The organism is Bradyrhizobium sp. 153, from assembly GCF_023073835.1.
In the GTDB taxonomy this organism is placed as follows: domain Bacteria; phylum Pseudomonadota; class Alphaproteobacteria; order Rhizobiales; family Xanthobacteraceae; genus Bradyrhizobium.
This window is the reverse complement of record NZ_JADPKH010000053.1, coordinates 173,507-198,285: the sequence shown is the minus strand read 5'-3', so window position 1 is coordinate 198,285 and position 24,779 is coordinate 173,507. Positions and strand designations below refer to the sequence as shown.

The 24,779-nt window shown below is 63.8% G+C and carries 25 protein-coding genes and 1 pseudogene; 14 read left to right on the top strand and 12 right to left on the bottom strand.

Annotated features, from left to right (window positions below; all coding sequences use genetic code 11):
• Positions 1–35: 35 nt before the first annotated feature.
• From IVA91_RS13660 to IVA91_RS13640, 5 genes and pseudogenes are all read left to right on the top strand, one after another.
• On the top strand, positions 36–1,766 hold the full coding sequence (locus tag IVA91_RS13660) for a cation:proton antiporter (protein ID WP_247279165.1): 1,731 nt from the start codon (positions 36–38) through the stop codon (positions 1,764–1,766).
• A gap of 171 nt (positions 1,767–1,937) precedes the next feature.
• Complete coding sequence (ribB, locus tag IVA91_RS13655) at positions 1,938–3,014, top strand: 3,4-dihydroxy-2-butanone-4-phosphate synthase (protein WP_024340298.1); 1,077 nt, start codon at positions 1,938–1,940, stop codon at positions 3,012–3,014.
• A gap of 189 nt (positions 3,015–3,203) precedes the next feature.
• The gene (locus tag IVA91_RS13650) at positions 3,204–4,418 is read left to right on the top strand and encodes an acyl-CoA dehydrogenase (protein ID WP_247279166.1); all 1,215 of its coding nucleotides are present in this window, start codon (positions 3,204–3,206) and stop codon (positions 4,416–4,418) included.
• Positions 4,419–4,602: 184 nt separating this feature from the next.
• The gene (locus IVA91_RS13645; protein ID WP_247279167.1) at positions 4,603–5,523 is read left to right on the top strand and encodes an MBL fold metallo-hydrolase; all 921 of its coding nucleotides are present in this window, start codon (positions 4,603–4,605) and stop codon (positions 5,521–5,523) included.
• A gap of 100 nt (positions 5,524–5,623) precedes the next feature.
• Positions 5,624–5,862, top strand: a pseudogene (locus tag IVA91_RS13640) (transposase); the annotation flags it as partial.
• A 629-nt stretch (positions 5,863–6,491) separates the two neighbouring features.
• Here IVA91_RS13640 and IVA91_RS13635 read toward each other — a convergent pair.
• From IVA91_RS13635 to IVA91_RS13625, 3 genes are all read right to left on the bottom strand, one after another.
• Positions 6,492–7,595: a hypothetical protein gene (locus tag IVA91_RS13635; RefSeq protein WP_247279168.1), complete on the bottom strand. Its 1,104-nt coding sequence runs from the start codon at positions 7,593–7,595 to the stop codon at positions 6,492–6,494.
• A gap of 167 nt (positions 7,596–7,762) precedes the next feature.
• A complete protein-coding gene (locus IVA91_RS13630; RefSeq protein WP_247279169.1) occupies positions 7,763–8,617 on the bottom strand; it encodes a DUF1499 domain-containing protein in 855 nt (284 codons plus the stop codon).
• Positions 8,618–8,820: 203 nt separating this feature from the next.
• On the bottom strand, positions 8,821–10,449 hold the full coding sequence (locus tag IVA91_RS13625; RefSeq protein WP_247279170.1) for a fatty-acid--CoA ligase: 1,629 nt from the start codon (positions 10,447–10,449) through the stop codon (positions 8,821–8,823).
• A 65-nt stretch (positions 10,450–10,514) separates the two neighbouring features.
• On the opposite strand from IVA91_RS13625, the gene IVA91_RS13620 reads away from it, so the two are divergent.
• The gene (locus IVA91_RS13620) at positions 10,515–11,597 is read left to right on the top strand and encodes an extensin family protein (protein ID WP_247279171.1); all 1,083 of its coding nucleotides are present in this window, start codon (positions 10,515–10,517) and stop codon (positions 11,595–11,597) included.
• A gap of 35 nt (positions 11,598–11,632) precedes the next feature.
• Here the strand turns inward: IVA91_RS13620 and IVA91_RS13615 are convergent, their stop codons facing one another.
• Complete coding sequence (locus tag IVA91_RS13615) at positions 11,633–12,319, bottom strand: L,D-transpeptidase (RefSeq protein WP_247279172.1); 687 nt, start codon at positions 12,317–12,319, stop codon at positions 11,633–11,635.
• A 341-nt stretch (positions 12,320–12,660) separates the two neighbouring features.
• On the opposite strand from IVA91_RS13615, the gene IVA91_RS13610 reads away from it, so the two are divergent.
• Positions 12,661–13,638 carry a magnesium transporter CorA family protein gene (locus IVA91_RS13610; RefSeq protein WP_247450140.1) on the top strand — a complete coding sequence of 326 codons (978 nt, stop codon included), beginning with the start codon at positions 12,661–12,663 and terminating at the stop codon, positions 13,636–13,638.
• Between the two features lie 291 nt (positions 13,639–13,929).
• The gene (locus IVA91_RS13605; protein WP_247279174.1) at positions 13,930–14,148 is read left to right on the top strand and encodes a hypothetical protein; all 219 of its coding nucleotides are present in this window, start codon (positions 13,930–13,932) and stop codon (positions 14,146–14,148) included.
• 96 nt (positions 14,149–14,244) lie between these two features.
• Here IVA91_RS13605 and IVA91_RS13600 read toward each other — a convergent pair whose 3' ends face one another.
• Positions 14,245–14,997, bottom strand: coding sequence for an SDR family oxidoreductase (locus IVA91_RS13600; protein ID WP_247279175.1), 753 nt, complete (start codon positions 14,995–14,997; stop codon positions 14,245–14,247).
• 35 nt (positions 14,998–15,032) lie between these two features.
• Positions 15,033–15,674, bottom strand: a complete 642-nt coding sequence (gene pdxH, locus IVA91_RS13595) for a pyridoxamine 5'-phosphate oxidase (RefSeq protein ID WP_247279176.1) — start codon at positions 15,672–15,674, stop codon at positions 15,033–15,035.
• 113 nt (positions 15,675–15,787) lie between these two features.
• Between pdxH and IVA91_RS13590 the strand changes: the two genes are divergently transcribed.
• Both IVA91_RS13590 and IVA91_RS13585 read left to right on the top strand, forming a co-directional pair.
• Positions 15,788–16,195, top strand: coding sequence for an RT0821/Lpp0805 family surface protein (locus tag IVA91_RS13590; protein WP_247279177.1), 408 nt, complete (start codon positions 15,788–15,790; stop codon positions 16,193–16,195).
• A gap of 187 nt (positions 16,196–16,382) precedes the next feature.
• Positions 16,383–17,345 carry a J domain-containing protein gene (locus IVA91_RS13585; protein WP_247279178.1) on the top strand — a complete coding sequence of 321 codons (963 nt, stop codon included), beginning with the start codon at positions 16,383–16,385 and terminating at the stop codon, positions 17,343–17,345.
• Positions 17,346–17,723: 378 nt separating this feature from the next.
• Here IVA91_RS13585 and IVA91_RS13580 read toward each other — a convergent pair whose 3' ends face one another.
• Complete coding sequence (locus IVA91_RS13580; protein WP_247279179.1) at positions 17,724–18,494, bottom strand: anti-sigma factor; 771 nt, start codon at positions 18,492–18,494, stop codon at positions 17,724–17,726.
• 103 nt (positions 18,495–18,597) lie between these two features.
• Positions 18,598–19,086 (bottom strand): sigma-70 family RNA polymerase sigma factor, encoded by a 489-nt coding sequence (locus tag IVA91_RS13575; RefSeq protein ID WP_247279180.1) that lies wholly within the window; start codon positions 19,084–19,086, stop codon positions 18,598–18,600.
• 170 nt (positions 19,087–19,256) lie between these two features.
• On the opposite strand from IVA91_RS13575, the gene fabI reads away from it, so the two are divergent.
• The 4 genes from fabI (at position 19,257) to IVA91_RS13555 (ending at position 23,253) form a co-directional block, all read left to right on the top strand.
• Complete coding sequence (gene fabI / locus IVA91_RS13570; RefSeq protein ID WP_247279181.1) at positions 19,257–20,072, top strand: enoyl-ACP reductase FabI; 816 nt, start codon at positions 19,257–19,259, stop codon at positions 20,070–20,072.
• A gap of 12 nt (positions 20,073–20,084) precedes the next feature.
• On the top strand, positions 20,085–20,684 hold the full coding sequence (locus IVA91_RS13565; protein WP_247279182.1) for a histidine phosphatase family protein: 600 nt from the start codon (positions 20,085–20,087) through the stop codon (positions 20,682–20,684).
• A 177-nt stretch (positions 20,685–20,861) separates the two neighbouring features.
• On the top strand, positions 20,862–21,950 hold the full coding sequence (gene aroC, locus IVA91_RS13560) for a chorismate synthase (protein ID WP_247279183.1): 1,089 nt from the start codon (positions 20,862–20,864) through the stop codon (positions 21,948–21,950).
• A gap of 112 nt (positions 21,951–22,062) precedes the next feature.
• The gene (locus IVA91_RS13555; RefSeq protein ID WP_247279184.1) at positions 22,063–23,253 is read left to right on the top strand and encodes an adenylate/guanylate cyclase domain-containing protein; all 1,191 of its coding nucleotides are present in this window, start codon (positions 22,063–22,065) and stop codon (positions 23,251–23,253) included.
• 3 nt (positions 23,254–23,256) lie between these two features.
• Here IVA91_RS13555 and clpS read toward each other — a convergent pair whose 3' ends face one another.
• From clpS to crcB (IVA91_RS13535), 4 genes are read right to left on the bottom strand one after another with little or no spacing between them, the layout of a single operon-like run.
• On the bottom strand, positions 23,257–23,562 hold the full coding sequence (clpS, locus tag IVA91_RS13550; RefSeq protein ID WP_247279185.1) for an ATP-dependent Clp protease adapter ClpS: 306 nt from the start codon (positions 23,560–23,562) through the stop codon (positions 23,257–23,259).
• 43 nt (positions 23,563–23,605) lie between these two features.
• Positions 23,606–23,947: a DUF190 domain-containing protein gene (locus IVA91_RS13545; RefSeq protein WP_247279186.1), complete on the bottom strand. Its 342-nt coding sequence runs from the start codon at positions 23,945–23,947 to the stop codon at positions 23,606–23,608.
• 2 nt (positions 23,948–23,949) lie between these two features.
• On the bottom strand, positions 23,950–24,378 hold the full coding sequence (gene crcB, locus IVA91_RS13540) for a fluoride efflux transporter CrcB (protein ID WP_247279187.1): 429 nt from the start codon (positions 24,376–24,378) through the stop codon (positions 23,950–23,952).
• A 6-nt stretch (positions 24,379–24,384) separates the two neighbouring features.
• The gene (gene crcB / locus IVA91_RS13535; protein ID WP_247279188.1) at positions 24,385–24,774 is read right to left on the bottom strand and encodes a fluoride efflux transporter CrcB; all 390 of its coding nucleotides are present in this window, start codon (positions 24,772–24,774) and stop codon (positions 24,385–24,387) included.
• Positions 24,775–24,779: the final 5 nt, after the last annotated feature.

The following is a 24,779-nucleotide window of genomic DNA, read 5'->3' as shown; positions in this document are numbered from 1 at the left end:
CATCTCTAGGGTGCGGCAAAACGGACCAATTTGGCATGCACGAGCTCATTCGCGACATCACTCTCTGTATTCTGTTTGCCTGGATGCTGGGCCTGCTCGCCCATTTCTCCCGGCAGCCGCTGATCCTGGCCTACCTTATCGCCGGCTTCTGCATAGGTCCATTCGGCGCCGGCTGGGTCAAATCGCAGGAATCGATCAGCGTCATCTCGGAGCTCGGCCTGATCTTCATGCTGTTCATGATCGGGCTGGAGATCGACCTGAAGAAGATCGTGCGGGCGGGAAAGGTGATCCTGTTCGCGGCAGGCGGCCAGCTGCTCGGGGGCTGCCTGCTCGGGGTTCTGTTCTTCGTCGGCATTGGCTTGTCCCTCGGCGGCGGGCATTTCGATGCGGTCTATCTCTGCGTCGCTTGCGCGTTGTCGAGCACCGTCATCATCGTCAAGGTGCTCTACGAGAAGCGCGAGCTCGACACGCTGCCGGGCCGCATCACCCTCGGCGTGCTGGTGCTCCAGGATATCTTCGCCATCCTGTTCCTGGCGGTGCAGCCGAGCCTGGCTAATCTGCAAGTCAGCGTCATCCTGCTCTCGATCGGCCGCGTCGCGGTGCTGGTCGCTGCCGCGCTGTTGGTCAGCCGCTATGTGCTGCCGCGCCTGTTTCACCAGATCGCCCGGCGGCCCGAGCTGATCCTGCTCGGCGCGCTGGCCTGGTGCTTTCTTGTCGCCGAGATGGCGGAGCGGCTGTCGCTGTCGCGCGAGATGGGCGCCCTGATCGCCGGCGTCTCGCTTTCGACCTTTCCCTATGCGCTCGACGTCACGGCCAAGGTCACCACGCTTCGCGACTTCTTCATCACCCTGTTCTTCGTCGCACTCGGTATGACCATCCCCGTGCCCGGCCTCTCCGTGATCGGGCTCGCTTTGATGATCGCGGCGTTTACCGTGGTGAGCCGGCTCGTCACCACCTTTACCCCGCTTTATCTGATGAAACAGGGGCTGCGCGCCAGCCTGTTGCCGGCCCTCAACCTCGCCCAGATCTCCGAGTTCTCGCTGGTGGTGATCCAGACCGGCATCGCCGACCACCACATCGCAGCCGAGACGGCGAACGCGGCCTCCTTTGCCTTCGTGGTTCTGGCCGTGCTCTCGACCTTCGTGATGACGCGCAGTGACGAGATCACCCGCTGGATGATCGGGCCCCTGAAGCGGATTGGCCTGCGCGACCTCGATCATGGCAGTGGCCATGCCGAGGAGGCCCATGAGGGCGGGCACGGCGAGGCCCGCCGCATCGTCATTCTCGGCTTTTTTCGTGCGGCGAGCGCGCTGCTAGCCGAGATCGAGCGGCAGGCTCCGGTGCTGCTGGAGCAGATCACGGTGGTCGATTTCAACCCGAATGTGTACCAGACCCTGCTCTCGCGGGGGCTGCACGTGATCTATGGCGACATCAGCAATGTCGACACGCTCCTTCATGCCGGCATCGGCAAGTCGGAGATCATCATCCTCAGTGTGCCGGATTCGCTGCTGAAAGGCGCCACCAACGAGAAGCTGGTCCGCCACGTCCGCGCGCTCAACCCCACCGCCCTGATCGTGGCCACGGCCGACCTCCTGGCTGACGTCGGCGAGCTCTACGAGGCCGGCGCCAGCTATGTCACGGTGACCCGGCTCAGCGACGCCCACGAGCTGTTCACGGTGATCGAAGCCGCCCAGGCCGGCCTTCTGGCCGACAAGCGCGCCGAGCTCGATCAACGGCTCGGCGAGCGGCGCGAAGTGCTGCCCTGACCGGCCGGCCTTCCTCTCCGGCGCTCGCGGCCTATATCCTTGATATCTTCGCTGCAAGCCTGAATTACCCTGGCAGGCCTGCCGCCCGGCATATGTGGTTGCGCTGGGGAGACTAGCGCCCCGGGCCAAGTCCGGCTAAGCCTCCCGGCCATAACCGATAGAGATTGGGAAATGCCCGACAGCGTTCAAGAAGTCTTGCAGGCCTTTGCCCGAGGCGAGCTCGTCGTCGTCACCGATGATGAGGATCGCGAGGGCGAGGGCGATCTGATCGTCGCCGCCTCGCTCTGCACCGCCGAGAAGATGGCGTTCATCATCCGCCACACCTCCGGCATCGTCTGCGCGCCCGTGACCACCGAGGACGCGCGCCGTCTGCGGCTCGATCCGATGGTCGCCCACAACGATTCGGCGCACACCACCGCGTTCACGGTCTCGATCGACTACAAGCCCGATGGCGGCACCGGCATCTCGGCCGAGGAACGTGCCTCGTGCTGTCGCGCGCTGGCCAATCCCAATGTCGGCGCTAACGACTTCGCCCGGCCTGGCCACATCTTCCCGCTGATTGCCAAGGACGGCGGCGTGCTGCTGCGCTCCGGCCACACTGAAGCCGCGGTTGACCTCTGCAAGCTCTCCGGCCTGCCGCCGGTGGGTGTCATCAGCGAGCTCATGAACGACGACGGCAGCGTGATGAAGGGTGAGCAAGTCGCCCGCTTCGCCGCCGAGCACAAGCTCAAGCACGTCACCATCGCGGATATGATCGCCTACCGCCAGGCGCGCGAGAAGCTGATCGAGCGGGTCTCGACCTTCGTCACCGAGAGCCCGATCGGACCCTTGCAGGGCTATGCCTACCGCTCGCCGTTCGATTCCATCGCCCACGTCGCCTTCGTCTACAATGGCGTTGGCGACGGCAAGAACGTGCTGACGCGCTTCCACAAGCCGAACATCGTCAAGGACACTTTCACGGGGCATAAGCGCATGGCGGCAGTGCTCGAGCATTTCAAGAAATCCGGCCGTGGCGTGCTGGTTTACCTGCGCGACGGCGCAGCCGGTGTGCCCGTCGCGCCGCTGCCGGACGAGTCGTCCACGGAAGCCGACCGCAACCGCCAGTGGCGTGAGGTCGGCGTCGGCGCGCAGATCCTGCGCGATCTCGGCGTCACTTCGATCCGGCACCTCACGTCCTCGGTGCACGACTACAAAGGCCTGTCGGGCTTCGGCATCGAGATCGTCGCCAACGAGCAGCTCGAAAGCTGACACGCAGTGTCATTCCGGGATTGCGCTGAAAGCGCCAGATCCCGAATCTCGATGTCGTAGAAGCGAGGAGATTCCGGGTACGACGCTTCGCCTCGCATCGATCGAAACCAGGATGCAATTGCACTTGTTGCCGCGGCGCTTTAATTTGTCCGGCAATTTATGACGGAACCAGAAGCGAAAGGACGTTTCATGAGCGCGCGCCCTCAGGCCAAGGACAAGCCGGCTGCGGCTTCTTTCCAGTGGGACGATCCGTTCCTGCTCGACGAGCAACTCACCGAAGACGAGCGCATGGTGCGCGACACCGCGCGCGCCTATGCTCAGGACAAGCTGCTGCCACGCGTCTCCGAGGCCTATCTCGAAGAGAAGACGGACCGCGAGATCTTCAACGAAATGGGTGAACTCGGCCTGATCGGCATCACCCTGCCGGAGGAATATGGCTGCGCCAATGCGAGCTACGTCGCCTATGGCCTCGTCGCGCGCGAGATCGAGCGGGTCGATTCCGGCTATCGCTCGATGAACTCGGTGCAGTCCTCGCTGGTGATGTACCCGATCTACGCCTATGGCGACGAGAACCAGCGCAAGAAATACCTGCCGAAGCTCGCCAGCGGCGAGTGGGTCGGCTGCTTCGGCCTGACCGAGCCCGACGCCGGCTCCGACCCCGCCGGCATGAAGACCCGTGCCGAGAAGGTTTCGGACGGCTATCGCCTCACCGGCAGCAAGATGTGGATCTCGAACGCGCCGATCGCCGATGTATTCGTGGTGTGGGCCAAGTCGGCGGCGCACGACAACCAGATCCGCGGCTTCGTGCTGGAGAAGGGCATGAAGGGCCTCTCCGCGCCGAAGATCGGCGGCAAGCTGTCGCTTCGCGCCTCAATTACCGGCGAGGTCGTGATGGACGGGGTCGTGGTTCCCGAGGACGCGCTGCTGCCCAACGTCTCCGGCCTGAAGGGCCCGTTCGGCTGTCTCAACCGCGCCCGTTACGGCATCTCCTGGGGTGCGCTAGGCGCCGCCGAAGACTGCATGCACCGCGCCCGCCAGTACACGCTCGACCGCAAGCAGTTCGGCAAGCCGCTTGCCGCGACCCAGCTGGTGCAGAAGAAGCTCGCCGACATGGAGACCGAGATCGCGCTCGGCCTTCAGGGCTCGCTTCGCGTCGGCCGCCTGATGGACGAGGGCAAGTTCGCGCCCGAGATGATCTCGATCATGAAGCGCAACAATTGCGGCAAGGCGCTCGACATCGCCCGCACCGCCCGCGACATGCACGGCGGCAACGGCATCTCGATCGAGTACCACGTGATGCGCCACGTCCAGAACCTCGAGACGGTCAACACCTACGAGGGTACCCACGACGTCCACGCCCTGATCCTCGGCCGCGCGATCACGGGCATTCAGGCGTTTTTCTAGCCACGTCTTCCGTGGCTATTATCTTGCTCAGCTGTCATCGCCCGCCTTGTGCGCAGTTGCGCACTGGGGCGGGCAAACCAGTATTCCAGAGACCGCGCCTTTCGCCACAGACGCCGCGGCGTACTGGATACCCCACCTTCGCGGGGTTATGACGGCGAGGGTTCGGCAGTGCACAGGAAGTCCCATGTCCGACAATGACGACGTCCCGTTCAACCGCAACTTTCCGCTGACGCCCGGAATCGTCGAGGAGGTCCGCCCCGGGGTGCGGCGCGTGCTCTGTAACAATCCGAGCCCGTTCACCTTCACCGGCACCGTCAGCTACATCGTGGGCAAGGGCAACGTCGCCATCATCGACCCCGGCCCGGACGACGAGGCACATGCTGCGGCGCTGCTGGAGGCCGTGCGCGGCGAGACGGTGAGCCATATCTTCGTCACCCACACCCACCGCGATCACTCGCCGAACACCGCGCGGATCAAGCAGGTAACGAGCGCGCCCGTTTATGCCGAAGGCCCGCACCGTGCCTCGCGCCCGCGCTTCGAGAGCGAGAAGCACACTCCGGAATCTGGCGCCGATCGCGATTTCACGCCTGATGTCAGGATCGCCCATGGCGACGTCGTCGAAGGCGCCGGTTGGCGGCTCGAGGCGGTGGCGACGCCCGGCCACACCGCAAACCATCTCGCCTTTGCCTGGCCCGAGCGGAAATTCAACTTCGTCGGCGATCACGTCATGGGATGGTCGACATCGATCGTGGCGCCGCCCGACGGCTCGATGATCGACTATATGGACTCGCTGGACCGTCTCGCGTCCCGCGAGGAGGATCTCTACTTCTCCGGCCACGGCCCGGAGATTCCGGACGGCCCGCGCTTCGTGCGCTTCCTGATCCGTCATCGCAAGGCGCGCGAGGCCTCGATCCTGCATCGCCTCGCCAAGGGCGAGACCGACATCCCGACCATGGTGCGTGCGATCTATATCGGGATCGACCCCAGGCTGACGACCGCCGCCGGCTACTCCGTGCTGGCGCACCTGGAGGACCTGGTCGCGCGGGGCGTGGTTGCGACGGACGGCGATCCCGTGATCGGCGGCACGTACCGGATGGCGAGCTAGACTGGCCTCGTCAACCGGGACGATGCGCAGCATCGACCCCGGCATTTCGCGCCACGAGCACTACACCTGCAAGTACTTTGCCGAAGCCGATGGCCTCGACCATTCGACCGTCATCCACAGTAAGGACGAATGTGCGCAGGGAGGCCGACAAGATCATCTCGACCAACACGGTTGAGGGCTACTACAGCATCTTCAAGCGCGCATGAAGGGCGTCTATCAAGCACCTGCACCGCTATCTGGCGGAGGTTCGACTTCCGCTACTCCAACCGCTCGGCAATCGGCGTTGAGGACGGAGAACGTGCAGACCTTGCCGTCAAGGGCGCGGCTGGCAAGCGTCTGAAGTCAATCTCATTGAGCCGGATCGGACGCGCGCTGACCGTCGCCTACTGCGCAAGCGCGCTGCCAAACGAAAGCCTAGCGGGCCTTCTTAGTCTTTGTCTTCTTGGTTTTCTGCACTTTTTTGTTTTTCTTTCAATGACTTAGGAGGGCTTTTGAGCGCGCCGCGAAGTGCAACTTCGAAGCGTTGCTGAGCTTCTGCCTCGAATGTGTCGTATCGGTTCGTTTGCTCATTCGCCTTAACTCAACCGCATAACGAAAACGGGATTCTTGCATGTCCGCCAATGATTTAGTAGAACGGGCGCGACGCGATACCGGGGTGAGACCAGTACCGCGCCGCGCCTACTCTATGGTGGTTGCATTGCTCCCACCTCCTTTAAGTCCCTCAGGGTTCTCCGTGGCTCCCCCTGAGGTTAGTTGCTGAACGGGCTTCGCAACCCATCCTGCCACCCTCGCGGTGGCTGCCCCCTGCAACGGTGCACACGGCCCAAAGCAAGAGGGTGTGGAGGACAGACCGGATTTGATACCGGCATCAACTTGGCGGCCTACTTTGAAGAGGGGGCCCTACGAAAACCAAGCCGTGTTTCTTACACCACTGTCCATCTCATGCGGCGGGCTTAGGCCCGCCGTTTCTATCTTGCATGTCGCCGCTCCTTTTCTTCGGAGTCGTCGCCGTCCTTGGCGCGGGTGCGGCCATCCATATTCTTGACCGTGGGCGGCACGCCACAAGCATTCGCGACCTTTCGCCACCACCGACGAAACTCAACCGGCGTCCACGGCAGCCCGTCCCATTCCGAGCGCACAATCGCTCCAACACTCGGCAGCTTATTGCGAGCGGGTTTGCTTGCGTCGAGGCCAAACTGGATTCGAAGCTCATCAACGATCATCGGGAAATCGAGAAGATTGATCTCGGCGTCGCCCAGCCAACTCGGGCTTGAATGATGCAGCACCAAGTTCTCGTCGATTTCATTCCAGCGAATACCGCGCATCCATTTCAGCGCGCCCGACGTGATGTCGGACATGCCCGGTTCTGAGACGGGCACCCATTCCCCAATTATGTCCTTCTGCAGAAGGCGGGAGCTGGACTGAAAGGCCTGTGCAAGTGCAATCGACGGTCGGCCCATCTTTCGCGCCATAGCCCGGATGTCGTGGGCCTGCTGCTCCGTCAGGCGCTCAGTACGGGCCGGGGGCGGCTTGTATTTCAGTTTGCATAAGATGCCAAACAGGCGTTCGCAGTTGCTGTCCTTAAGCACCTCTGTGCCGAAGCCAAACAGGTTGCGAACCATGCCGATCTTAGCGTGAGCAATGGCAAGAGTGCCGCCCTTGCTCCAATCCGTGTGCCAGTCGATGAAGTGCACCTGCTGAATGCCAGCCAAACGCTCATCCCCATGATCCCTAGTGATCATGCTGAGCAGCGCGTCATAGTGCTTGCGCGACGCATGGGTGAGATTTTTGTAGGGAGAGTCGGGGTGCGACTTATACAGATCGATTAGGGCCAACATTGTTGCCGGGCCATCCGGTGTCGCGGGGGTCGAAGTGAGAACCCCCAAGGCAGGAGCCCCAATACTCGGTGAGGGAAGGTGCAGTCCTGATACCGCCAAGTTGTATTTCGCCGCGATCCGGGCGAGGTCTTCCATGTCCCGTTCCACGGCAGCGGCCTCGGCCAAGAGCCGCGCTCTCCGCTCTGCCATCGTCTCGTAGATGTTGGGGCCGGGCTCGCCGGGCTTGTCGCTCATGATTCGACCTGTTCCGTGGGTCCTTCTACCCGTGGAATGGCCCCATCGCAATGTAAATCGTGAGTTAGAGCGAACTAACTGTAGGGTCTGTGATGTCAATTATGTAAATCGCCATCTCAAGATCCCGGGTTCGTCGCTTTCCGGCGCGCCGGGATAACGCTAGCGCGTCACTTCTTCACCGTCTTCGCCGGCGTCTTTGGCGGCGCGACCGGGGCCTTCTTCACCGGCTTGAGCGCATCGGCATCGGCGGCGGTGTTGAGATCATCAATGAATTTCTTGACGCGGGCAGCGTTACTGCCAAGGTCGCTCTCGAAATAACGCGAGGCGGAGCGGATATCGACACGCGAATCATCGCCATCAGGCACGACCCGTATCGAGACGTCCTCGCGGAACCCCATGATCGGCGTGCGCGCGACTGCCTCGATGCGGCCGATACGGCGCGGCGGCTGCGGCGCGCGCTCGTCGATGACGAGCCATTTGCGCTTATTGACGAGCTGACGCGCGATCGCATAGGCGCGGTCCACCGGGATCTCCAGCTCGATCGGCTCGATATCGGGATAAAACTGGCGCTGCTGCTCGGCCGAATAGAGACCGGCATAGACCGCGGTGTTGGTGCCATCGCCGGTGCGTACGGGCGCCAGCGCGTCGAAGCGCGGCGGGTCGATTGGGTTGGTGGTGATGTCGTGGATCGCCGGCAGCTTGCGGTATTGCAGGCCGAGATAGGCCGGATAGGCGAGGATCGCGCCGTCGATCAGGAAAGCGAGCAGGATGCGCGCCATGCCGCGCGAGCCGTTCTGCCAGATCGCGGCAAAGCCGGCGAGCCCGAACAGGATCGAGAGGACGGCGATCGCGAGCCCGCCGAAGAAGGCCATCAGCGCGGGCTTCATCTCCAGGAAGTCGAAGCGGACGATGATGATCGAGACCACCACCGCCACCACCGCGAACACGGCCAGATTACGCGCCCAGCTTGCGAGGCTGGACACGGGCTCCGACTGATAGGGAGCTGAAAACCTGCGGGCCATCGGGTGAGCTCTGCCGGGGTTTTAAGGCGATGCCGGCCGGATCTGGCGCGACGATGCGCCGTTGAGACCATGGCCCGGGGGCAAATTCAAGGGAGACCGGACTGTTACGGCCCGTCATTCCGGGGCGATGCGGAGCATCGAACCCGGAATCTCCAGATTCCGGGTCGGCTCCTTGAGCCGCCCGGACCGACGCGCGTGATGTCCTACGCCGCCGCGTTCGGGAAGCGGTAATCCTTGAATTGGTCGCGCAACGCCGTCTTGAGGATCTTGCCCGTCGCGGTATGCGGGATGCCGTCGACGAAGGCGACGTCGTCGGGCATCCACCATTTGGCGATCTTGCCGTCCATGAACTTCAGGATGTCCTCGCGCGTGGCCTGCTGGCCGTGCTTGAGCTGCACGATCAGGAGCGGCCGCTCGTCCCATTTCGGGTGGAACACGCCGATCACTGCGGCTTCGGCCACGGCCGGATGGCCGACCGCGAGGTTTTCGAGCTCGATCGAGGAGATCCATTCGCCGCCGGACTTGATCACGTCCTTAGAGCGGTCGGTGATGCGCATGTAGCCGTCCTCGTCGATGGTCGAGACGTCGCCGGTGTCGAAGAAGCCGTCCTCGTCGAGGATGTTGGCGTCGACCCGGTAATAGGCCTTGGCAACGGCCGGGCCGGCGACCTTCAGGCGGCCGAAGGTCTTGCCGTCCCAGGGCAGTTCCCTGCCGGCATCGTCGGTGATCTTCATCTGCACCCCAAATGGCGCGTAGCCCTGCATTTGGAGCACGTCGAGCCGCGCCTCGCCGGTCGCGTTCTGGAAGGGCGGCTTCAGCGCCGCGACGCTGCCGATCGGGCTCATCTCGGTCATGCCCCAGGCGTGGCGGACGTTCGAGCCCATGTCGAGGAAGGCCTTGATCATCGAGCGCGGCATCGCCGAGCCGCCGCAGATCACCGTCTTCAGGTCCGGCAGCTTCAGGTTGTTGGCGCTCATGTGCTGGAGCAGCATCAGCCACACAGTGGGCACGCCCGCCGTGTGCGTCACCTTCTCGGTCGAGAGCAGCTCGTAGACGGAGGCACCGTCGAGCTTGGCGCCGGGCATCACCAGCTTGGTGCCCTGCGAGGGCGCGGAGAAGGCGATGCCCCAGCTGTTGGCGTGGAACAGCGGCACCACCGGCAGCATCGTCTCGGACGCGCTGGTGCCGAGCGCGTCGACATTGTTGGCCATCAGCGCGTGCAGCACGTTGGAGCGATGCGAATACAGCACACCCTTCGGGTCGCCCGTCGTGCCCGACGTGTAGCACATCGCGGCTGCCGTGTTCTCGTCAAAGTCCTTCCATTTGAATTTGCCGTCGGCCTGCGCAATCCAGTCCTCGTAGGCGACCACATTCTTCAGCGTGGTTTCCGGCATATGCGCGTTGTCGGTGAGCACGACGTAGCGTTCCACGCTGGGAAGTTTGTCGGCGATCTTCTCCAGGATCGGAACGAAGGTGATGTCGGTCACCACGATGCGGTCCTGCGCATGGTTGATGATCCAGGCGATCTGCTCGGGGAAAAGGCGAGGATTGACGGTATGGCAGATGGCGCCGATTCCCATGATGCCGTACCACACCTCGAGATGGCGCCAGGTGTTCCAGGCGATCGTGGCGACGCGGTCACCGAGCTTGATGCCGTCGCGCTCCAGCATCTGCGAGACCTTGAGCGCGCGCTTGTGGATTTGGGCGTAGTTGGTGCGATGGATCGGTCCTTCGACCGAGCGCGTCACCACCTCTTGCTTGCCATGAATCCTGGCAGCGTGTTCGATGATCCGGTGGCAGAGCAGGGGCCAATCTTGCATCAAACCGAGCATTCTGACGTTCCTCCGAGAAGTCGCTGGGCGCGTTATCGCTCTCAGCGTTGGGCCAAAGAATTGTCATGAGTTTTAGCCTGCCGGACTTTCGCCGCAAATGGTCTTGTCGCGGCTATATGTCCGCCGGCGCAGCAATGGTTACCGCTGCGATCGGGCTGTCGCTTGTGCTCGCCGAGAGGGCAGAGGCGCGGAAATATCCTGCGCCGCTGGATATCTTCGGCCTTGGTACGCCACGGCCGCGCGCAGCCGCTCGTCCCGCCAAGATTCCATTGCCGCGACGCCGCCCTGAGGAGGCCCCGAAGGCAGCCGACGAGGGGGCGTCGGAGCCGGAAGACAAGGCCTCTGCCGACAAGCCAAGCGCCGACAAGCCGGCCGAAGCTGCGCCGCCGCCCGAGAAGCAGGCCTCGGCCTGCCGGCTAGCGCTGACCGAGGAGATCGCGGTCGCGCCCTCCATTCCGGATATCCGCGGCCCCGGCGCCTGCGGCGGCGAGGATCTGGTGCGGTTGGAAGCCATCGTGCTGCCGGACAAGCGCAAGGTGGCGGTCAAGCCGGCGGCGATCCTCCGTTGCACCATGGCGTCGGCAGTGGCCGATTGGGTGCGCAAGGACATGGCGCCACTGGCCGCGAGCCTCGGCTCTGCCATCAGCGACCTCGACAATTTCGACAGCTTCGAGTGCCGCGGCCGTAACCGCGTCGTCGGCGCGATGCTGTCCGAGCACGGCAAGGCCAATGCGCTCGACGTCCGCGCGATCAAGCTCGCCAACGGGCAGTCGATCGGCCTCACCGACCGGACCATGTCGCGCGAGGTGCGCGAGCGCGTGCTGCAGTCCGTATGCGCGCGCTTTTCCACCGTGCTCGGCCCGGGCTCGGACTGGTACCACGAGGACCACATCCATCTCGATTTGGCGCAGCGGCGCAATGACTATCGGATCTGCCAGTGGAACGTCTGGGATCCCTTGCCGCAAGTCGCCCCGCTGCTGCCGGCGGAACGTCCCGAGGAGGCGCCGCCGCGCGAGGTCGCGGCCAAGCCCGAAGCGAACGAGGACGCGGGCGACGGGGCGGAGAAACCCGGTGCGCCCGCGGACAAACCGACGGCTGCTGGCAACAAAGCCCGGTCGCACAAGCCGGCAACAAAAAAACGCCGGTGAAACCGGCGCTTTTGAATGTCAGAGATCGAAGCCGATCAGTAGCTGCCAGCCTGGCCAGTTTGGCTGCTGCCGAGCGCCAGCCGCGAATTATACGGCGAGTCGCCATGCTTCGGCTCGAGGACCACGACGATGGTGCCGACCTTGACGCGGTTGTAGAGATCGATCGCGTCCTCATTGGTCAGGCGGATGCAGCCCGATGAAATCGAGGCGCCGATATATTCCGGCTGGTTGGTGCCGTGGATGCGGAACAGCGTGTCCTTGCCGCCCGAATAGAGATACATGGCGCGGGAGCCCATCGGATTGTCCGGACCCGGCGCGACATAGGTCGGCACGCCCAGGCGCGAAATCTCGCCCGGGGTCGGATGCCAGGCCGGCCACTCGGTCATGCTGCCGACCTTGGCGATGCCCGACCAAGCCATGGCCTCTTCACCGACGGTGATGCCGTAGCGGATCGCCTTGCCGCCCTCCAGCACGTAGTAGAGGTAGTGATTGTCGGAATCGACCACGATCGAGCCCGGCGATTCCTTACGGTGATACTCGACAATGGCGCGGCGGAACGGCTCTGCAACCGGGGTGTTCTCGTATTTGACCTTGGCGAGGAGTTCCTTGTCCTTCGGTTTGAAGGCCTTGGTGTCCGTCGCCTCGAAATGCGTGGCCTGCATGCAGCCCGACAGCATCAGGCCAACGGCCAAAATCCCAAATTTTACTTTCAGCGACGACATGGTTTGGTTCCAATCAAAACAATACCGTGCGGAAGGCCTGAGCTTGGCGCCCAAATTCCTCGACTCCGCTAATCCCATTATGGTTGAAATCTGCCACAATTCCAGCACAGAAGCCCTTATCCCGCGCTGCAAGAGCCAAGCTGTGGCTTTTCTGCCGCAAGTTTTACGGTGCTGTGTGAGTTTTGCGGCAAAGGCCGCCGGGACTGTCGATTCCGTGCCACAGTTGAGCCACGGCCCCGCCCCACATACCAACGCTCCGTTAATCCGACTGTCATCGTGAACTTGTCAGAATCGCGCTAAGGGCGTGGCTGTCATTCTGTCGCAGGTTCTCTGGAGTTGTCATGTTTTCGGTGTTTGTTCCCTCCGAGGCCTCCCTCAAGAAGGCCGTCATCGAGGATCTCACTGCGCTGCCGGAGAGCGCGGTCTGGATCGACCTCGTCAACCCGAGTGCGGCCGAGGACAAGGCGGTGGAGCGGCTGGCGGGCATCGCGATCCCGACCCGCGAAGACATGCAGGAGATCGAGATCTCCAGCCGGCTCTATATCGAGAACGGCGCGCGCTACATGACCGCGACGCTGATGTGCCACTCCGATACCGACATGCCCCGGACCACGGCAGTGACCTTCATCCTCGGCGACCACCGCTTGGTGACGGTGCGCTATGACTTGCCGAAGCCGTTCGCCCTGGTCGAGGCCAAGCTCGCCCGCTCCTGCACGCCGGCGATCACCGGCGAGATGGTGCTGATGGAACTCCTGGACGCGGTGATCGACCGCTGCGCCGACATTCTGGAGCGCTGCGGCGCCGAGATCGACCAGGTCTCGCACGACATCTTCGAGCCCGAGAGCGAGCGCCACGGCCAGGCCAAGCGATATTCCCAGATCCTGATCTCGATCGGCCGCAAGGGCGATCTGACCTCGAAGGTTCGCGAGAGCCTGGTGTCGATCGGCCGCGTCGTGACCTTCTTGTCCGCAGTGGTCGAAGGCGTGAAATGGTCGAAGGACATGCGCGAGCAGCTCAAGACCATGCAGCGCGACGTGGCCTCGCTGACCGATCACGCATCCTATCTCTCCAACAAGATCACTTTCGTGCTCGACGCCATGCTCGGCGTCGTCAATCTCGAGCAGAACAACATCATCAAGCTGTTCTCGGTCATGGCCGTCGTCCTGATGCCGCCGACGCTGATCGCCTCGATCTACGGCATGAATTTCAAGATCATGCCGGAACTCGAATGGGTCCACGGCTATCCGATGGCGCTGGTGATGATGTTGATCGCGGCGATCGTCCCGTACTGGATCTTCAAGTGGAAGAAGTGGCTGTAGGAGCATGATCCGGACCCGGAGGGCCGCGTTAGCGCAAACTGTGCGGCGGTTTTCCCTCGCGACAAACGCGAACGCGTTTGCGCGGAGATCATGCTCAAGCAAAGATCCCTACTGAGACCTTACGCCAGTCGCACAGACATGGTCGATCGTGTCGCAGAATAGAGCGGGATTGAGGCGGTGCGGTGACCTGTGCTCTGTGCCCCAATTCCTCCGGTAAAATTTGAGCGGTGGGCTGAACGTTTGCGCGAAACTTGTCTGCGATAAGCAGCGTGTTAGCCGCGAGGAACAGCCATGGTTGAAAAACACATAACGACGCCCCGCAACGTCATCGATCTGGCGAACTATCGACAGGTCGTGACGAGCGGCAAGGCGCCGTCGTTGTCGGCACGCATGTGCCGGCACTGTGGTGCTCCGCTGCTCGACGGCGAGAACGACGACGACTGCTCGACAGCATTCAACGCGGCCGCTCCGCGGCCGCGCGAGAGGTCGCGTCGGATTCGACTCGATTGAGGAACGGAAGGAAGGGCGATCCAGGTCTTGCGGCGGCGTTGTCTGGATCGCCTTGCTTCCCTAAGCAGCTAACAGCCCAATCATTGGCAAAAGCAATCACACGTGCTGGCCGCCGTTGATGTGGATCTCGGCGCCGTTGACGTAGGAACTGGTCTCCGTGCACAGCACGTAGATGATCTTGGCAACCTCGTCAGGCGTGCCGAGCCGGTGCATCGGGATCTGCTGCTCGACGATCTTCTCGGTGCCGGGTGACAGAATCGAGGTGTCGATCTCACCCGGCGCGATCGCGTTGACGCGCACGCCGATGCGGCCGAAGTCGGAAGCCATCTCGCGCGTCAGAGACGCGAGCGCGGCCTTGGACGTCGCGTAGGCGGCGCCGGCGAAAGGATGGACGCGCGAGCCCGCGATCGAGGTGACGTTGACGACTGATCCCTTTGCCGCCTTCAGCTCTTCGATCAGTCCACGCGCCATCATGATCGGCGCGAAAAAGTTGACGTTGAAGACGTGCGTCCAGGTATCGAGGTCGGTGTCGACCGAGCCGAGCCGCGCGCCACCCGGGCCCTTCGGCGAGATCGCGGCGTTGTTGACCAGCGCATGCAGCGTGCCGTCCTCGAGCCGGCGCCGGATCTCGGTGATCGCGCGCGCGGTATCCTCGGGATCGCCGAGGTCGACTTGGATGTGGTCCTCGGGGCCTGCGTCCCACGGGCAGTCTTCCGGGAAAGGATGCCGTGAGCAGGTGATGACGCGCCAGCCGGCCGAGGAGAACCGGATCACGGTGGCGTGACCGATGCCGCGGCTGGCTCCGGTCAGGAGCAGCGTACGACGCGGCACATTGGATGAATGCGGCATGGACATCTTTCAGGTCGGAAAGCTGAAGACAAGGCTCAAGGATACATCCGCATCTTGGACCACGGTCGGCCGGCTGCGTCACGGCGAAATTCGATGCGGTCGTGCAGGCGGAATGGGCGGTCGTGCCAAAACTCGATCCGCATCGGCGCGATGCGCCAGCCGCTCCAGCCCGGCGGCCGCGGCACCTCGCCGATGACGTATTTGGCCGCGACTTTTGCGATGGCCTGTTCGAACGCGAAGCGGCTCTCCAGCGGCTCGGACTGCTTGCTCGCCCAGGCGCCGATCTGCGCCTGCTTGGGGCGGGTGGCGAAATAGGCATCGGCCTCGGCGTCGGTCACCGGCGTCACGTTGCCGCGGATGCGGACCTGACGGCGCAGCGACTTCCAGTGGAAAAGTAACGCTGCCTTAGGATTTGCGGCGAGTTCGCGGCCCTTCTGGCTTGCGATGTGGCTGTAGAAGACGAAACCCTCGGTATCGAAGCCCTTCATCAACACCATGCGCACATCCGGAAGCCCGTCCGCGTCCACGGTCGCGAGCGCCATCGCGTTCGGATCGTTCGGCTCGCTCTTGATCGCCTCGTTCAGCCAGGCCTCGAACAACGCAAATGGCTCGTCGGCGGTGGTGAAATCACCGGATGTTAAGGGTGTCTGGTGTTTCATCGAGGTCGTGTCGGTCATGTCTGGAGTCCGAGTTGCGTCCCGCGGCCCAAAACGCGCTGTTGTCCGCTACCGCCCTATATAGGGCATGGCGACGCGTTGGCCTATCGACGATCCGACCGTCTGGCTTCGTCATGACGCTGCTTCTGATCGGGCTTGGTGCCGGCGGCTGCAGCTTTTCGCGCAACGACAGCAGCGCCTATGCCAAGGCGGACGACAGCGACCTGACTGGATCGATCGCGCGGCCAGCGAAGGACGCCCCGCCGACCGAGACTGATCTCGCCTTCGCCCGCAACGCCGCCTCGGACGTCCTCAGCAAGGGCGACAAGGATTCGAGCCAGCACTGGGAGAACCCGGAGACCGGCGCGCGCGGCTCGGTCACCCCGATCGCGCAATCCTATGCCGCCGAAGACGGCCGCAAGTGCCGCGACTTTCTGGCGAGCTATGTCAACGGCAATACCGAAAGCTGGCTCCAGGGCGCCGGCTGCCAAAGCAGCCGTGGCCGTTGGGAGATTCATACGCTAAAGCCGTGGCGGAGCTGAGCATGATCGGGACCCGAAGGGCCGCGCTCGCGAAATGTGGGAACCGGTCTTCCGCTAAGATCATGCTCGAATCATCTAGGGTCGGCACACGCCCCTAGTTGCAAAAATGCCACTCTCTCCCCACATGACTGCCAGATGGGGCAGGGAGCCCTTTGAACAATTCGATTTCTTGAAGGAGACGTGACGGATGCGCGACCCCTATGAGGTCTTGGGGGTGCCGCGGAGCGCCAACGCTGCCGCCATCAAGAGCGCCTATCGCAAGCTTGCCAAGAAGCATCATCCCGACAGCAACAAGGGTGACCCGAAGGCTGCCGAGCGCTTCGCCGAGATCAATTCGGCCAACGAGATTCTGGGCGACGAGGACAAGCGCAAGCAGTTCGACCGCGGCGAGATCGACGCCGAGGGCAAGCCGCGCTTCCAGGGCTTTCCGGGTGGCGGCGGGCCGCGCGGCCGCGCAGGGCCCGGCGGTTTCGAGAGCTATACATTCCGGAGCGGCGGTGCGGGTGGCGCCCCGGGCGGCGGTGCGTTCGAGGATATCCTCAACAGCATGTTCGGCGGCGGGATGCGTGGCGCGCGCCCTGGGGCTGGGGCCGCCCAGTTCGACTTCGACACCGGCGGGATCGGGCTCGATCTCGACGTGAACGTTGCCATGTCCGTCTCGCTGGAAGAGGCGGTCAAGGGCGGCGAGAAGCGCGTCCGGCTGCCCACGGGCAAGGAGCTTAATGTCAAGATTCCGGCTGGCGTCACCGAAGGCCAGCAGATCCGGCTGCGGGGGCAGGGCGAAAGCGCGCAAGGCCATCCGCCCGGCGATCTCCTAATCACCATCAACATCGCGCCCCACCCCTACTTCAAGGTCGAAGGCGCCGACTTGCGCATCGATCTGCCGGTCACGCTGTACGAGGCGGTGCTCGGCGCCAAGGTCCGCGTGCCCACGCTCGGCAACGCCGTGGAGCTCTCTGTGCCGAAAAACACCTCCAGCGGCCGGACCTTCCGCCTCAAGGGCAAAGGACTGCCGAAGGCGGGTGGAACCGGGGATCTCTTGGTGACAATCAGGATTATGCTACCGGACGGGAACGACGCTGAGCTTGAAGCATTGATGGAAAAGTGGCGAGACCAACACCCCTACAATCCACGGAGCGGACTCGGCTAACGCATGATCCGGAAAACTGCGCAGCGGTTTTCTGAAAAGGTCATGCGCGAACGACAGGGCGCTATCCGAGCCCGCCTCGACGATCGGAGCATTCTCTTCCCGAAAGGATGATGCTCAACAGACGCCTGAAGCGTAGTCGCGCTTCGACGCAGATGTTTGAGACGTGTCAGCTGTCCGGCGGGGCAGCCGACAAAAAGGTGCGGCCTCGAGAGGGGGACCAGCGCGGTACCAAAAACCCCAATCGAGGCCGCCCGCGTCGATCGGCGGATCGAACGCTGCGCATTTTCGCGTGATCATCCGGTGCGATAATGAGACGCGCCGATGTCGTGATTCCAAATTTTCAATGACGGAATCGAGGCACCCGTTTGCTCGGGTTGTCTACCTGCCGTTCTTCTCGGCTTGGTCGTACACGGCCTGGGCCACCTTGGTCAGCCGGTCACGGTCGGTACCGCCGCTGACGACGTAGCCAACCCCACGTTCGGCCCAGAACAGCGCACCGTCCTTATCCGTCTTGGCATAGCGCATCTGCGTCGCGCCGTTCTCGGTCTTGGCGGCGTAGATCGTGTACCGCTCGCCCGAGGCGCCTTCATACATCAGGAACGACGCCGGACCGTTCGGGCCCGGCAAGAGCCGGCCGCCGACGAGCTTCAGCCCGCTCGCCTCCAGGTTCGGAGCGAACACAGTCCAGCCGCAGCGCCGTGTCAGCCAAGCCTGGAGGTGGTCACGCTCGTTGCCGCCGACCTCGACAGGGTGGCGGACCTCGACGACGTAGAGGCGGTGGGCGTCGAGCGCGTCGGCCGTGAAGCTCTGGAAAGTCGAGGGCGCGTTGGCGGCGCCATGCGCCACCCACCCGGCCGTGCCCCCGGCAACGAAGGCAACCAGCACAGCCGCGGCGGCGCCATAGAGCCATTGCCGGGGGCGGCGCTCCAGCCGCTCAAGCTCCAGCCGTGCCGGCACCGGCTCGTGGGCGACGGAATCGTAGCGGGCGTGCAGCATCTCGGCCATGGCGCGCCACGACTGCACACGCTCGGCCTCGTCAGGGTTGGCGGCAAGCCAGGCCTCGACATCGGCGCGACGTTCGGCCGGCAGCTCGCCGTCGACATAGGCGTGCAGCTCGTCTTCGGTCACCGGGATCTTGCGATCGTTCATATCGGTTGTCTCTGGCTCTGGGGCCCAAAATGTTCTTCGTGGCTCAAAGTCGCTCGCTCCATCGGCATGTGGGCGGACAACACGCGATGCATCAACTCTGCCATCATTTCACCCGCCTGAGCGCCGGGCGCTCGCCGCTCAGCGAGGCTTTGACGTGGGCGCGGGCGCGCGCCAGGCGCGACATCACGGTGCCGATCGGCACGCCCTGGATGTCGGCGACCTCGCGATAGCTCATGCCCTCCAGCATCACCAGCAGCAGCACCGAACGCTGCTCCTCGACGAGGGTGGCCAGCGCCTTCTCGATATCGCGCCCTTCGGCCTCGGTCCCGCTGGCGTCCGGGTTGTTTTCCGTCAGCGGCATCAATTGCGGACGCCTCGCCAGTGAGCGCCGCCGGTTCTTGTTGAGGTTGGTCAGGATCGTGTAGAGCCAGCTCCTGACGTCGCCTCCGAGGAACAAGCGCTCGGAGCGCAGCGCGCGCACCAACGTATCCTGCACCAGATCGTCGGCCGCATCCCCATCGCGCGTGAGCGCGCGGGCATAGCGGCGCAACGCCGGGATCATGGCTTCCACGCTCTGGCGAAACGCATTCATTGCGGTTTTCACGTCCCGGTGTCCGGCGCGAGCGCCTCAACGATCATAACACCCGAATGAAACGGCTATTCCGGCGCTCGAAACAGCGTAAACGCCGTGTATTAGGACTGTACCGCGAAGGAGGGCTGGTGTACCTCCAGACCTTAACCCGCTCGATGGGACGTTGAGAAATGGCGCAGAATTCAGGTCTGATGCAGGGCAAACGGGGCGTGATCCTCGGCGTTGCCAACAACCGCTCGATCGCCTGGGGCATCGCCAAGGCATGCCGCGCGGCCGGTGCCGAGCTCGCCTTCACCTATCAGGGCGATGCGCTGAAGAAGCGCGTCGAGCCGCTCGCCGCGGAGGTCGGCGGTCTCGTGCTCGGCCATTGCGACGTCACCGACGCTGCCACCATCGACGCCGCCTTCGCGGTGCTGAAGGAGAAATGGGGCAAGATCGACTTCCTGGTGCACGCGATCGCCTATGGCGAGCAGCTCGACGGCCGCTATATCGACACCACGCAGGAGAATTTTTCGAAGTCGATGCTGATCTCCTGCTACTCGTTCACCGCGGTGGCGCAGCGCGCCGAGAAGCTGATGACGGACGGCGGCTCGCTCATCACGCTCAGCTATTACGGTGCCGAGAAATGGATGCCGCATTACAACGTCATGGGCGTGGCCAAGGCCGCGCTGGAAGCCAGCGTGCGCTATCTCGCCGCCGATCTCGGCGAGAAGAACATCCGCGTCAACGCGATCTCGGCAGGTCCCATCAAGACGCTCGCCGCGTCCGGCATCGGCGATTTCCGCTATATCCTGAAGTGGAACGAGTACAACGCGCCGATGCGGCGCAACGTTTCGACCGAAGACGTCGGTGGCAGCGCGCTGTATTTCCTCTCCGACTTGTCGCGCGGCGTGACCGGCGAGGTTCACCACGTCGATTCCGGCTATCACGTGCTCGGCATGAAGCGCCCGGACGCGCCTGATATCTCGCTGGGTGGCAAGGACTAACTTTCAGCGGCAATGCCCGTGCCTACGATCTACTTTCTGCGCCACGGCGAGACCGAGTGGAACGCGCTCGGGCGGCTTCAGGGCACTCAGGACATCCCGCTGAACGCACGTGGCCGCAGCCAGGCCGCGCACGCGGCTGACGTTCTGGCCGGTCTGTTCAGGCGCGACGGCAAGGACAAGGCGGCGCTGCCCTATGTCTCGAGCCCGCTGGGACGTGCGCGCCAGACCATGGAACTGGTCCGCCGCAAGCTTGAATTGCCGCTTGCCGATTACTCGCTCGACGACCGCCTGCGGGAGATCGGCTATGGCACGTGGGAGGGGCTGACATTGGCCGAAAGCGAGGCCTCCGATCCTGATGTCTATGCAAGGCGCCTCGCCGACAAATGGACGGTCGCGCCCGCTGGCGGCGAGACCTATGCGGCCGTACAGCTGCGCGTCCTCGATTGGTACGAGTCGCTTCTGGTCGATACCGTCGCGGTCGCCCATGGCGGCACCTGCCGGGCCCTGATGGTGGCTTTGGGCATCGAGACCCCCGCCAGCGCTGCCGACCTCTATATCCAGCAGGGCGCCGTCTACGTGTTCCGCGACGGCCGGCTGGAGAAGTTCAGTTAGGCGAGATTTTCGTCATTCCGGGGCGCCCGAAGGGCGAACCCGGAATCTCGAGATTCCGGGTTCGATGCTCTGCATCGCCCCGGAATGACGGAACTAGGGTTGAATGCCGTGGCCCTCGGGGCTACGACGTTGACATACAACGTTTATATAAAAACTAAGCACAGGCGACAGCCAAGCATGTCCTTCAACACATTCGGCCACATGTTCCGTGTCACCACCTTCGGCGAGAGCCACGGGGTGGCGATCGGCTGCGTGGTCGACGGCTGTCCTCCCATGATCCCGCTCAGCGAGAGCGACATCCAGAGCGACCTCGACCGCCGCCGGCCGGGCCAGTCGCGCTTCACCACCCAGCGCCAGGAGCCGGACCAGGTGAAAATCCTGTCCGGCGTGATGGCGCATCCGGAGACCGGCGTGCAGGTGACGACGGGCACCCCGATCGGGCTCCTGATCGAGAACACCGACCAGCGCTCGAAGGACTATTCCGAGATCAAGGACAAGTTTCGACCCGGTCATGCCGACTTCACCTATGAGGCGAAGTACGGCCTGCGCGACTATCGCGGCGGCGGGCGCTCCTCGGCGCGCGAGACCGCGACGCGCGTTGCCGCCGGTGCGATCGCACGAAAAGTGCTGCCCGACGTCAGGGTACGCGGCGCGCTGGTGCAGATGGGCCCGCACAAGATCGACCGCACCAAATGGGACTGGGACGAGATCGGGAAAAATCCGTTCTTCTGTCCCGACAAGGACAAGGCCGCCTTCTTCGAGACCTATCTTGACGGCATCCGCAAGAGCGGCTCCTCGATCGGCGCGGTGATCGAGGTTGTCGCCGAAGGCGTGCCGGCGGGCCTTGGCGCGCCCATCTATGCCAAGCTCGACTCCGATTTGGCGGCCGCGATGATGACCATCAACGCCGTGAAGGGTGTCGAGATCGGCGCCGGCTTTGGCGCGGCCGAATTGACCGGCGAGGAGAACGCCGACGAGATGCGCACCGGCAACGACGGCACGCGCTTTCTCTCCAACCATGCCGGCGGCGTTCTGGGCGGCATCTCCACCGGACAGCCGGTGGTGGTGCGCTTCGCAGTGAAGCCGACCTCGTCGATCCTCCAGCCGCGTCTCACGGTCGATCGCAAGGGCGCTGATACCGAGATCTTCACGAAGGGCCGCCATGACCCCTGCGTCGGCATCCGTGCCGTTCCCGTCGGCGAGGCCATGATGGCCTGCGTGCTGGCCGATCACTTTTTGCGCGATCGCGGGCAGGTGGGACGCTAGTTTTTTACCTCTCCCCGACGGGTAGAGGTGAACGCCGCCGCCGGCGTTGGTGTCGCAGCACTAGCTCTCCGCGCAGCTTGACGGGCCCACAACTTCGTCCGCAAATGCGGACATGAACAGCTCCGAGCTCCAGCGCATTACCAACTGGCTGATCGACGGCGCTTGGTCGTCGCAAGAGCCGGCCGAGATGATCGCCGATTTCTGCGAACGTCTGGTCGCGGCCGGCCTGCCGCTGTGGCGCTTCGGTATCTTCATCCGCACGTTGCATCCGGAAATCTTCGGTCGCAACTTCATATGGCGGCAGGGCGAGGAGGTCGAAATCGGCAGCGTCGATTTCGATATTCTGGACACGCCCGAATTCGCCCGCAGCCCGCTCCGCATCGTCTTCGAGCAGGGGCTGGAGGTCAGGGGACGCGCGAGCGATCCCGACAGCAAGCGATTTCCGTTCCTCGACGACATGCGTGCCGAAGGCGCGACCGACTACATCGCGGTGCCGGTGCCGTTTCTCGATGGCTCCATCCACGCGACGAGCTGGGTCACGCAGCATCCCGGCGGCTTCAGCGACGACGACATCGCGGCGATCCGAACCATCATAGCGCCGCTGGCGCGCGTCAGCGAGATCATCAGCCTGCGCCGCACCGCCGAGATGCTGCTCGATACCTATGTCGGCAACCGCGCCGGCGCGCGCATTCTCGGGGGCCAGATCCGCCGTGGCCACACCGACATCATGCAGGCGGTGATCTGGCTCTCGGACCTGCGCGGCTTCACCGCGCTGTCGGACCGGCTGCCGGCCGAGACGGTGGTCGCGATCCTCAACCATTATTTCGACTGCCAGGTCACCGCGATCCGGGGCCATGGCGGCGAGGTGCTGAAATTCATGGGCGACGGCCTGCTCGCGGTGTTTCCGATCGATGAATATGTCGGCGATGCTGCCCATGTCTGCGCGCGCGTGCTGGAGGCCGCGCGCGAAGCGCGCGCCAGCGTGGAGTCGCTCGCGTTTCCGGTCGGCGACGCCGTCGAGCGCTTCCGTTTCGGCGTCGCGCTGCACGTCGGCAACATCCTCTACGGCAATATCGGCGGGGGCAACCGGCTGGACTTCACCTGCATTGGCCCCGCCGTCAATCTCGCGGCCCGGCTGGAGAAGATCACGGGCCGGCTGGGGCGGACTGTCGTCGCCTCGGAGGGTTTTGCCAATGTCTGCCACCACGACTGGCACGAGCTCGGAGAATTTCCAATCGCAGGATTTTCAAAGGCGCAGCGCGTGTACGGGCTGGCGGAAGAAACGCATGCGCTGGTGAGCTGAGCCTTATTCCTCCGGCTCGGTCGTGAACAGCAGCGGATAGCCCTTGGCGCGGCCGGCGTCGGTGGCGCGCGTGGCCTTGGTCTCGGCGACGTCCTTGGTGAACACGGCGACGACGCAGGCGCCCAGCTTGTGCGCGGTGATCATCACCTTGTAGGCCTGATCCTCGGTCATGCGGAATTCGGCCTTGAGCACCATCGTGACGAATTCGCGCGGCGTGTAGTCATCGTTGATCAGGATGACCTTGTGCAGCCGTGGTCGCTCGACCTTGGTCTTCGTCCTGGTTTTCGGTGTGGTAACGGTGTCGTTCATTCCGCCTCCCGGACACGGCGGGCTCGGGTTCCTGCTGGAGCGATCAGCTCGCGACCTTCGCACCATATTGCAGGACCTGCACCTTCTCCAAGGTGATCAGGCCGCTCGACATCATGCCATCGAGGATGGGCAGGAATGCGTTGATGTTGTCCTCGCTGTCGACGATCTCGATCAGCAGCGGCAGGTCTTCGGAAAGTCGCAGGATCTTCGACGTGTGCAGCCGGCTCGACCTGCCGAAGCCCATCGGACCGCGCAGCACGGTGGCGCCGGCGAGGTGCCGCTCGCGCGCCGTCATCACGATTGCTTCATAGAGCGGCTTGCCGTCGAAATGGTCGCTCTCGCCGATGAAGATCCGGAGCGAAACTGCCTGAGCGGGGACTTGCATGGTCAGCTCCTTGTCAAGCGGTTGGTGCGGCTCGCCATCATATGCCCGAGCCATGCCGACACCAGCCAGCAGACGACGGACGCCGTGACATAGGCAAGTGCCGTGTACTTCATGCCGCCGTGGAGCAGGCGGAAGGTCTCCAGGCTGAAGGTGGAGAACGTGGTGTAGCCGCCGCAGAACCCGGTCATGACGAACTGTCGGTGCTCTGGGCGCGCCAGCACGCGGCCGTCGGGGCCGGTCAGCGTCGCGTAGAAGCCGATGATCAGCGATCCCGTCGCGTTGATGAACAGCGTGGCGAAGGGAAAGCCCGGCCCGGTGTCGAGCGCGAGACCGACGAGATAGCGGGTCAGCCCGCCGACGATGCTGCCGGCGGCAACCCAGGCGTAGAGTATCGCGCTACGCCAGCGATCGGCGGAGGAGGGGACGGTCATGTGCTGCTATCCTCCAAGACTGTCCGCAAGGAGAAAGCCGCAACTAACGGCGGCGAGGCACAGCCCGACCGAGAACACGACATTGCCGAGTGCGTGCATTGGCTCGCCGCACCGCGCCAGCGTCAGGGTTTGCAGGCTGAACGAGGACACTGTGGTGTAGCAGCCGAGAAAGCCGGTCACCGCGAACAGCCAAGGGTTGGGCGTGGCGAACACCGAGCCGGGATGGGCCGCGAGCGCGCCAAAAATGCCGATCAGGAAGGCGCCGGTGACGTTGATCGTCATGGTACCCCACGGAAACGTCTCGCCCAGCCGCCGCGCGATCGCGCCGGACACGAAATAGCGCGCGCAGCCGCCGAGCACGCTCCCGATCATGATCGCAAGCGCTCCACTCAGCACGACGA